The sequence below is a fragment of the Corynebacterium sp. genome, assembly GCF_030826625.1.
Classification (GTDB): domain Bacteria; phylum Actinomycetota; class Actinomycetes; order Mycobacteriales; family Mycobacteriaceae; genus Corynebacterium.
Genome location: NZ_JAPJNQ010000078.1, coordinates 1 through 9,849 on the forward strand (window position 1 = coordinate 1; position 9,849 = coordinate 9,849).

At 55.7% G+C, this 9,849-nt stretch carries 9 protein-coding genes; 2 read left to right on the forward strand and 7 right to left on the reverse strand.

Annotated elements, in window-relative coordinates; genetic code table 11:
* The 3 genes from dapF to RCH87_RS08875 all read right to left on the reverse strand — a co-directional run.
* Positions 1 to 521 (reverse strand): diaminopimelate epimerase (gene dapF, locus RCH87_RS08865; RefSeq protein WP_306516341.1); only part of this gene is annotated, 521 nt, incomplete at its 3' end.
* A gap of 180 nt (positions 522 to 701) precedes the next feature.
* Positions 702 to 1,676: a tRNA (adenosine(37)-N6)-dimethylallyltransferase MiaA gene (miaA, locus tag RCH87_RS08870; protein WP_306516342.1), complete on the reverse strand. Its 975-nt coding sequence runs from the start codon at positions 1,674 to 1,676 to the stop codon at positions 702 to 704.
* Complete coding sequence (locus tag RCH87_RS08875; RefSeq protein ID WP_306516343.1) at positions 1,673 to 2,518, reverse strand: hypothetical protein; 846 nt, start codon at positions 2,516 to 2,518, stop codon at positions 1,673 to 1,675. Before RCH87_RS08875 ends, miaA begins: the two co-directional genes overlap by 4 nt.
* Before the next feature lie 240 nt (positions 2,519 to 2,758).
* Between RCH87_RS08875 and RCH87_RS08880 the strand changes: the two genes are divergently transcribed.
* Together RCH87_RS08880 and RCH87_RS08885 are read left to right on the forward strand one after the other, a co-directional pair.
* Entirely contained in the window at positions 2,759 to 4,081 is a 1,323-nt protein-coding gene (locus RCH87_RS08880) for a DUF349 domain-containing protein (protein WP_306516344.1), read from the forward strand.
* Positions 4,082 to 4,191: 110 nt separating this feature from the next.
* Positions 4,192 to 5,391 (forward strand): GNAT family acetyltransferase, encoded by a 1,200-nt coding sequence (locus RCH87_RS08885; RefSeq protein ID WP_306516345.1) that lies wholly within the window; start codon positions 4,192 to 4,194, stop codon positions 5,389 to 5,391.
* On the opposite strand, the gene RCH87_RS08890 is transcribed toward RCH87_RS08885, so the two are convergent.
* The 4 genes from RCH87_RS08890 to RCH87_RS08905 form a co-directional block, all read right to left on the reverse strand.
* Complete coding sequence (locus RCH87_RS08890) at positions 5,388 to 6,050, reverse strand: hypothetical protein (protein WP_306516346.1); 663 nt, start codon at positions 6,048 to 6,050, stop codon at positions 5,388 to 5,390. The genes RCH87_RS08885 and RCH87_RS08890 overlap by 4 nt on opposite strands.
* Positions 6,051 to 6,173: 123 nt before the next feature.
* Positions 6,174 to 7,772 carry a tRNA (N6-isopentenyl adenosine(37)-C2)-methylthiotransferase MiaB gene (gene miaB / locus RCH87_RS08895; RefSeq protein WP_373690966.1) on the reverse strand — a complete coding sequence of 533 codons (1,599 nt, stop codon included), beginning with the start codon at positions 7,770 to 7,772 and terminating at the stop codon, positions 6,174 to 6,176.
* 114 nt (positions 7,773 to 7,886) lie between these two features.
* On the reverse strand, positions 7,887 to 8,810 hold the full coding sequence (locus RCH87_RS08900) for a proline/glycine betaine ABC transporter permease (RefSeq protein WP_306516347.1): 924 nt from the start codon (positions 8,808 to 8,810) through the stop codon (positions 7,887 to 7,889).
* On the reverse strand, positions 8,810 to 9,849 hold a 1,040-nt coding region (locus tag RCH87_RS08905), incomplete at its 5' end, for a glycine betaine/L-proline ABC transporter ATP-binding protein (RefSeq protein WP_306516348.1). The genes RCH87_RS08900 and RCH87_RS08905, both read right to left, overlap by 1 nt.

A 9,849-nucleotide genomic window follows, 5' to 3' on the forward strand; every position in this document is an offset into this window, starting at 1 on the left:
GCTAGATGGGGGTTTCCTACATCCACCGCGAGGCCGGCGAACTTCTCACGTCCTACCTGCGCCGTCGACAAGCCGGTGACTTCGGCGAGCCCCATCTCAACACTGACGACTGCTTGGTGGCTATCCGGCGCCTTTCCATTCTCATCAGTCGCAGCAACCGTGATCGCTTTATCCCCAGCACGGGTAGCAATACTAAACCGGCTCGTGGTTTCGTATCCCTGGCGATGTAGCCAGTGTGCAAATACCCTGGTGCCGTTTCCACACATTTCAGCAACCGAACCATCGGCGTTGCGGTAGTCCATAAACCAGGTGGCGGTTGAGTCTGCAGCTTGAGGAATCTGCGCTGCTACGTGTTCAGTTCGTACCACGCGAAGCACCCCATCGGCGCCGATTCCCCCGGTGCGATCGCAGAGTGCGCGGACTTGTTCAGCGGTTAAGTCGCGTTGCCCATTGGGGTCATCGATGATGACGAAGTCGTTATGGGTTCCGTGCCCTTTAGCAAAATCAATCTGGAAGTTCACGGCTTCCTAGTTTACGCAATGCAACGTTGACGCAATGCAACGTTATCGCAAGACGATTTTACGCAATACCTGTTCAACGAGAGGCCTTGCACACCTAGTGCCCGACTGCGCAGCCGCGACAAAACGTGCTCGACTGCGCAGCCGCGACAAAACGTGCTCGACTGCGCAGCGGCGACAAAACTATTGCAATTCCTGCAAATACTCCATCGCCTGCGCAAAGGGGTCATTGGCGGCATCCAACCAGGTAATGCGTTTATCGCGGCGAAACCAGGAACGCTGCCGTCTGGCGTATTGCCGGGTGGCGATAAAAGTTTTTTCTTCGGCTTCTTCTCGACTGAGTTCGCCATCAAGATGCGCCAGAACCTGTGCGTAGCCAATCGCGCGGCCAGCCGTGGAGTCAGCAACGAGCCCTGCTTGCTGCAAATGCCGGACTTCATCGACGAGCCCCTGCTGAAACATTTTCTGGGTACGCAGCTTGATGCGGTCGGCATACCAGTCGGGGTCTGCACGCAAACCGAATACGTGAGCATCCCACCGGTAGGCTGCTGTCTTATCGGGCTGGCTGGCACGAAATGGTTTAGAGGTCAGTTCGATGACTTCTAGGGCTCGCACGATACGACGCGGATCGTTTTCTTCAATGATCTTGGCCGCCTCAGGGTCGATCTGTGCTAGTTCCCGATGCAACGCCTGAGTTCCGAGTCGTTCTTGCCTTGCGTAGTATTTGTCGCGCACCTCCGGTTGCGTCGGGGGAAATTCCCATTGATCAAGCAAGGCTTGAGCGTACATCATGGATCCGCCCACAATAATTGGGGTTTTACCACGGGCGATGATGTCATTGACATCGGCGACGGCGTCGCGTTGGTAGGCAGCAACTGATGCGGTATCGGTTACCTCGAGGACATCAAGCTGGTGATGCCTCACCCCTTCACGTTCTGCGAGAGAAAGCTTGGCGGTTCCGATGTCCATACCTCGGTAGAGCTGCATGGAATCGACGTTGACGACTTCCCCAACAAAATGATGCGCGAGCGCCAAGCCAAGATCAGATTTTCCTGCCCCGGTCGGCCCAACTACCGCAATGGGGCGGCACGCTCCGCGACTAGTGGGCAAATCTGGCGCGCTAGTCGACGAAGCCGGTGGAATTAATTCAGCAGTCATAATTTCTTTCGTTCGCTTACAGACTTCATCACATCGGCCTCGGTGCTGGTTGCGGAATCCAGGTCCATATTGCCCGTTGCGATGTAGCGGGCGACGCCATGGCTGGTATCGGCGTGTAGCAGGTCCATATCGGTGAGCGCTCCCCGTGCATTGAGTTCGGCGAGTTCGAGCCAGAGCTCAGGTTCCCAAATTCCAGCATCGTGCAGCTGTTGGTGGCTTGGCTGCGCTGGCAACAGCGGTTGCGCGTGTTTGCTGCCTTCCTCACCAGGCAGCTGTTCATCAGGCAGCTGATGTTCCGGTTTAGCAGCCGCGTCGGCAAGCTCTGTGCAGGCACCGAGCAACCACCGTGCCCAACGGTCGGCCTGTGGTGCGTCAGGAAGCTCAGCCAACGGTGCGCGCGGGCCAAGCCCTGCGCTGCCATCAATCCCTAGCAAGACCAGCGTCCCCGGCTGCACCGGATGTGAATGCAACTCATCCAAAGAGGCATAGCTGGCGGTGATGAGCGATTCAAAGTCAGCGCACAGGTAGCGCAGAACAATTTCTGCCAGGTAGTAGCCGTCGGCAAGCTGGACGTCGGTAGCACCCCACGCACGCAAGCTGCCTCGATGTTCGGTGCGCCAGCCTTCAGCCTGCGACCCCACCAGCACAATTTCATTCACCGGATACGCATCAGGCTGGGTAGTCTCAATTCGTTCGCGCAACAGCTGCCGTACTTGGTCGCGAATCTCTGAACTTGCTGCATCAGCCGGAGACAACTCTGCAACCAGAGCAGGGCTGGTGGGCACCACGCAGAGCTGACAACGGCCTGCCGGGGATTGTGTGGTTGTTTGTTTCGTGCTCACGGGCTCTAGCCTAACTGGTCTAGTCGACGGGCTCGGTATCGTCGGTGTCTCTTGTTATAAACGCCTTGCAACCGCAACCCCGAATGACAGCGACAACGCCAACCGGGTAAGTTTGAACCACAGATAGGTGAACCTGAACCAGTTTATTTCTGTTCCCGAACATTCGACAACAAGCAGCTTCGAGGACGAGCAACATTGACACACCAGCACACCCCGAGCCCCAAACCATCTCCCGCATCCATGCCGAAACCAGGCCCACGCCCACAGGCCCGACCGGCTGGCGCGCGTGCCACCGGAATGACCGCATCAACCCCCACTCCGGTACCAGTTTCTGCGCCGATAGCCTCAACTCCGAGCGATCATGGCTATATTACCGACGATGGCACAGTCTATTTGACCAGCGTGCTTAGCGGAGACAAGCGCGTGGTGGGTTCCTGGCAAGCTGGTAGCCATGCTGCAGGGCTAGCCCACTTCGGGGCGAAATTCGACGAGCTCGCCACCCAGGCGGAAGTGCTCGAAACTCGTTTACGCGCGCACCCACAAGATGCCTCTGATATCGCCCGGTCCGCCAAGGCCCAGCGCGCCGGACTTGACGACGCCACAGTGGTCGGAGATCTGCCCGCACTTGCGAAACGGTTGGCGCAGATCATTGATCGTTGCGACGATGCTGCAGAACAGGCGCGACGCGATCAGGAACAGCGAGCTGTTCACGCCAAACAAGCAAAAACCCAGCTGGTCGCCGAAGCCGAAGAAATTGCCGATAACTCTTCCGAATGGAAAGCTTCTGGTGACCGTTTGCGGGCGATGCTGCAGGAGTGGAAGTCGATCAAGGGGCTGGATCAAGCCACTGATGATGAATTATGGAAGCGTTTTTCACGCGCTCGTGACTCTTTCCACCGTCGCCGTGGAGCACACTTTGCGGAACTCGATAAGCAACGTGCCCAAGCACAGAAGACGAAAGAAGCCTTAGTGGAAAAGGCTGAGGCCTTGCAAAGCTCCACCGATTGGTCGCGCACCGCTGGCGCTTACCGTGACCTTATGCGCGAGTGGAAAGCCGCCGGACGCGCTCCCCGTAGCGCCGATGATGCTTTGTGGGCTCGGTTCCGTGGCGCACAAGATCAGTTTTTCGGTGCCCGCGATGCAGCGCAGGCAGAAAAGGACGAAGAATTTGCAGAAAATGCGGCCCGCAAAGATGCTCTTTTGGCCCGCTATGACGCGGTGATTGACCCGTCGAAAGGCATTGCTGCAGCTCGGGAAAAACTGCGCGAGTTACAGGAACAATGGGACGAGATCGGCTTTGTACCAAAAGCACAAGTAGGCGAATATGAAGACAAAATCGCCACGATAGAAGCCCGCGTCGCGGAGGCTGAGGCAGCCGAATGGAAGCGAACTGATCCCGAAGCACAAGCCCGTGTAGCGCAATTCCAAGCCAAAGTCGATGACTTATTGTCCCAGGCGCAAGTCGCTCAGGAAGCCGGAAAAGCGACGCAGGCGCAGTCTCTACGTGCGCAGGCCGAGCAATGGCAAGAATGGGTTCGCATGGCCGTCGACTCACAGGACTAATCGCTAGTTTTAGCACTTGCGAGTTTTGCCGTTCGCCGCTCACTATTCGCCGTTTACCGCTGTGACTCTTTCTCGGCCTATCCCCTCTCCACGAACTGTTGCCACTCCCTATGGAATTCGTCCAATTTTCTACGCCACTACGCGATCGAACCAGGCCTGGGGCGGAAGCTGAAGCTAAATCGCGATTAGCACCCAGCGACGAGGTCCGCGATTTCGTACTGGCTGCTAACGTTGCCGCCCAAGATGCCACACAAGATCCAGCGGCTTCGGCCGCCCCAGAACGGGTGGTCTCGCAGCTGGCGGGTTCGTCTGAATCGGCCACTTACCTCTTCGCGATGTGCGCCAGCACTCCTCTCGCCGAGGTTTCCGAGCTGGGTTATCCACTGATCAGCTCGACGGACAACCCCCGCCAATGTGGGCTCCGCGGGCATGCCTGGCCGGGTGGTGCACCATCATTTGCCGGCTTCGTTCACCTGACTTTGCCGTTGTTGGAAGATACTGACGTCGCTGAGATCGAGTGCGTGCTAGATATCGAGCTACTGCCCCTTCCAGGTGAACCAGCGAGTGCAGAAACCAACGAGGTCACAACGAAATTAGTGGCAGAAGCAGAAAAGATTGCAACCAAGTTAGGTCGCACTCGCGCACAGGTCACGCTGCACCACGCAGCTGACCAACCGGCCAGCTCGGATCCGTTTTATGCGGCGATATCTCAACGGGGCTACCAAAAGTATTTGGCCCATGTGCAGGCCTACACTCCGGTCACTCGGGATCGAAGCCGAGAACTCACAGCACCACTGTCTCCCAATCAACCCTACAAGGTTGACACGTGGCTGGATTACGGAATTCCGGAAACCTACGCATCACAAGTTCGCTCATTGTTGACAATTGCTTCGACCGACGTGCCCAGCGGAGGCCTCGAGCTCGCGCCGATCGAGTGGACGCCAACACGCATGGAACAAGCGGCACAACGTTTGCGGGCTCGTGGTGGAACCACGTTACTGGCTGCCCTCATCGACCAGCACAGCGATGAAATCTGCGCCTTGACGGAAGTTGCCCGACACCTCGGCTCCGACCCAGCGGTTGCCGAATGGACATTGACGGTGACTGCCCGCCATTATCGTAACCGCGGCCTAGCTTCCGGATTAAAAGCTCTTGCTTTGCACGCAGTCCGTGAGCACTGGCCTACCGTTGAGCGCGTTTATGGTTCCATCCCAGAACAACCTGGCTATATGCGCGCAATCTATCACGATTTAGCAGCCAGCGAGCTCAGTTGCAGTTCAACCTGGGAAAAACCGCTTGCACGCTGTTAGTGCTCTCGTTGTGAGCGTGAACCTGCTCGACGACGTCGATCATCGATGAACAAGGGATTCGAATCATAATCGTTGTGCTGAACTTCCATGCCCGATTCTTTTTGCAACCGCGCAATATCATCAATGCTGGTGGATTCGGCACGTCGCTGAGCGGCTACTCGCTGCTGCGGGTTGCGCTTAAGGGCAACCACACAATATGCACCGAAGGCGAGGACAGCCCCGGCCATTCCGATATACATTCCGATCGAATGCGCATCGCTCGTGCCGTCTTGTGGTCCAGTGTGGCGGACCCACAATGAAAAAAGTGAATATGGCAGCGCTACCGTCACGCACATCCAACCAATTAAACCTACCGGTGCAAATCGCGTAACCAGCACGATGCTAGTTGCCGCACCGATGCCGATCGTGAGCAGCACCGCATAAATCTGTTCGATGGTGGTGGTGACATCACTGGTGCCAACAAGCACCTCGTAACCGCGGGCGCTACCGGCATACGGCAAGACTAGAAATGCCAGGTAAGCCAGAACGGCGGTGGCTAATGGATACGCAGCTTTGCCCAACGACATGGTGCGGGCAGCGTGCTTTTCAGCAACCGCTGATTCCGCTGCCGAACGTTGGGGATTCGTCTGTGCTGGTTCCGACGGAGGCGTAGTAGTCATAGAATTGATGGTAGTAGCTAAAGGGGCATCATTGCTTTGGGCGTAATCTTGTGCGTCGCAGCCTTGTTCATCGCTTGCTTATTAATCGCTAGCTTGTGCGTCGCTCTACTATTGGCGAACCGTTTAATTGCTGCGCGCTGCAATCGTCGGCAAGCCCAAGCTCACCCCCACGGGTGCTGTACTTGGGGTTTTTCCTGCGCTCGACATATCGCCAGCTTTCGTACGACGATGCTGACTGACACCTCCATCAGCAATCAGGAAGTATGGCTTTGCTGCTGTCACCGTCGTAACCACGACATCGCCGGGACGAATCTCGCCGTCGAGATTCCCCCGAGGATCGAAGTGCACCAACCGGCCATCGCGGGCTCGTCCGGATAGGCGGTTCGTCTTGTCATTTTTGCGACCGCCACCGGCTTGCACCAGCAGTTCGACGTCACTACCGATAAGCGCCTGATTGTCTTCCAGCATGATCTCGTCTTGCAAAGCAACGAGGCGCTCAAAGCGGTCTTGCACGATCTCTTTCGGCACTTGCTGTTCCATGTCGGCAGCGGGAGTGCCCGGGCGCGGTGAATATTGGAAAGTGAACGCTGAAGAAAAGCGAGCGCGCCTAACGATGTCCATGGTGCCTTGGAAATCTTCTTCTGTCTCGCCCGGAAAGCCCATGATGATGTCGGTAGTAATCGCAGCTCCCGGAATTTTTTCGCGTGCCTCATCAACGATGCGCATGAATTTTTTGGTGCGGTAGGAACGCCGCATATCTTTGAGCACCTTATCTGAGCCAGACTGCAGCGGCATGTGTAACTGTGGGCAAATCACCGGGTACTGTGCCATAACGTCGATGACATCACTAGTAAATTCTGCTGGGTGTGGGCTGGTAAAACGCAAGCGATCCAGGCCTTCGATCTGCGCACAAGCCGCCAATAATTTAGAAAACGCGCTGCGATCCCGCTTGAGATCTGGGTCAACAAAGTTAACTCCATAGGCGTTGACGTTTTGCCCCAGAAGAGTGACTTCACTCACTCCTTGTTCAACGAGAGCTTTGACTTCAGCAAGGATATCGCCAGGACGACGGTCAATTTCTTTGCCTCGTAGTGAGGGCACAATGCAGAACGTGCAGGTGTTATTGCAACCGACGGAAATCGAAACCCAACCGGAATAGGCCGATTCGCGTTTGGCTGGCAAGACGGACGGAAAATCTTCCAACGCATCAACGATTTCTACCTGTGCTTGCTCGTTGTGGCGTGCACGTTCTAGCAATGTCGGCAGCGACCCCATGTTATGAGTGCCGAACACGGCATCCACCCACGGGGCGTTATCCAGGACAGCATCTTTGTCTTTTTGTGCCAAACATCCGCCCACGGCAATCTGCATGCCAGGGTGGTTTTGTTTCGTCTTTTTCAAATTACCTAGGGTGCCGTACAAGCGTTGGTCAGCGTTTTCGCGCACCGCACAGGTGTTGAACACGATGAGGTCGGGCTCCACCGGAGCTTGTTCCGAGTTATCAGAGCCGCTGTTAGCACCATACTCTGCCGCGGATACATAGCCAGCATCTTCTAATAGGCCGGCCAATCGCTCCGAGTCATGCACGTTCATTTGGCAGCCGAATGTGCGCACTTCATAGGTGCGTGGGCGATCAGCATTGAACTCGCCAGCACCATTGGTAGTCACATCAATCGCTGATTGCCGCATTTCGGTAGTATTTTCCCTATTCTCGTTGCGCATGCTCACGGGTTGTCATTGTAGTGACCAGCACCGTGAGTTCATAACGGACCTTCTGGGTGCTTTGAAGCAGCGAGGAGCAGATTACGGTAATTACGACTGAACTGCGCTTTCCAGCTAGACCGCGGCTGGCTGCTGACTAGTTTTATATTTATTACGTCGGTTTTTGCGCCAGCGGGCCAGCAACGACGACGGATAGTCTCCAGGATTACCAAGAGCAGCTGTGAGTCGGTCGAGGAAGACTGCAAGAATTACCACTGCTAAACCAGCTTCCAAGCCTTGCGCAAGATTCAAGGTGGAAATTGCAGAAACAACCTCTTTTCCGAGGCCATCCGCACCGACCATTCCTGCGATCACGGCCATCGATAGCGACAACATGATGATTTGGTTGATGCCCGCCATAATCGACGGCATCGCCAGTGGTAGTTCAATACCGCGTAGGATCTGTCGATCAGTTGCACCATAAGAACGCCCTGCTTCCACGGTTTCAGCGTCTACGTGGCGAATACCAAGTTCGGTCATCCGCACTCCGGGCGCGAGCGCGAAAATAATCGTTGAAAAGGTTCCGGGAACCACGCCAATGGAAAAGAACATCACTGCTGGCAGCAGGTAAACAAAAGCCGGCATGGTTTGCATAAAGTCCAAGATTGGGCGCACGAGTGCAGAAACCCGGTCGTTTTTCGCCGCCCAAATACCAACCGGGATTGCAATGACGACCGCGACCAGGGTGGCTATGATTACCAACGCCATCGTGTCGAGCATTTGTTCCCATTGACGCATGCCCATCACAAGCAGAAAAGTCAATGTGACACCAATGGCCAAACGCCCGGAGCGAAGCAGCCAGCCTGCCAACGCGAAAATGATCAGCAACACGAAGGCTGGTATCGCTTTCAGACCGTCGGCTAGCCCTTCCACTAAAAACCGGGTGATTGTAGAAAACACCTCAAAAACAAACGATGCATTCTCACGTAACCACATCAGGGCATCATCGCCCCAGCTGCCCAGTGGAATGCGTGGAATCAATTCTTCACTCGTCGCCATTAGCGTCCACCCTTGTGGCTAGTTTCTGCTTCACTGAATCGTGGTTCGCTCGCCGCCGCTGCCAGCAGGTCTGCCTGAGTAATTATGCCTTGTATCTCGCCGTTGTCTTGCTTGACGACGAGCGGTTGCACGTTGTGTGCAGAGCGAGCGAATAGTTGTCCTATCGGCGTATTCGTTGGCACGACGGCACCACCACCGTGTGCACTGCCATCGTTGACAGTGAGGCTTTCGACGAATGCATCTTCGCCTTCTGAGGGCTGCCTGCAAATGTCACCGGCAACCAACACACGGGAACGATCAATGTCCTGAATGAATTGCGCAACGTAGTCATTGGTTGGTTTGCGCAAGATCTCGCCGGCAGTACCGATTTGTTCGATACGTCCGTCACGCATCATGGCAATCCGATCACCGAGACGCATCGCTTCGTTGAGATCGTGGGTGATAAACAGGACTGTTTTGCCGAGCTCTCGCTGCAGATGCAGCAGGTGGTCTTGCATTTCTTTTCTGATTAGTGGGTCTAAGGCGGAAAATGCCTCATCCATTAATAAGATATTGGTGTCATTCGCTAGTGCTCGGGCAAGCCCGACTCGTTGTTTCATCCCTCCCGAAAGCTCATCTGGACGGTAGTGGGCCCAGCCTTCTAAGCCGACCATGCGCAGTGCTTCGTTGGCTTTGGCTTCACGTTCAGATTTGTTGATCCCTCTTATTTCCAAGCCGTATGCTGCATTTTCTCCGACGCTCCGGTGTGGCAACAATGCAAAATTTTGAAATACCATCGAGATGTTGTTGCGCCGTACCGCGCGAAGCTCGGATTCTGCCATATCGGTGATGAGCCGACCATCCAGCATAAGTTCACCGGCCGTCGCTGGGTGCAGCCCATTGACCATGCGAATCAGCGTAGATTTACCGCTGCCGGATAAGCCCATGACGACGAATACTTCGCCGGGAGTGATATCGAAGCTGGCATCGATAACCGCGGCGGTCAAGCCCTGGTCGCGAAGCTCTTCGCGGCTGGTCCCGTTCTGGAGAGCTGCTACAC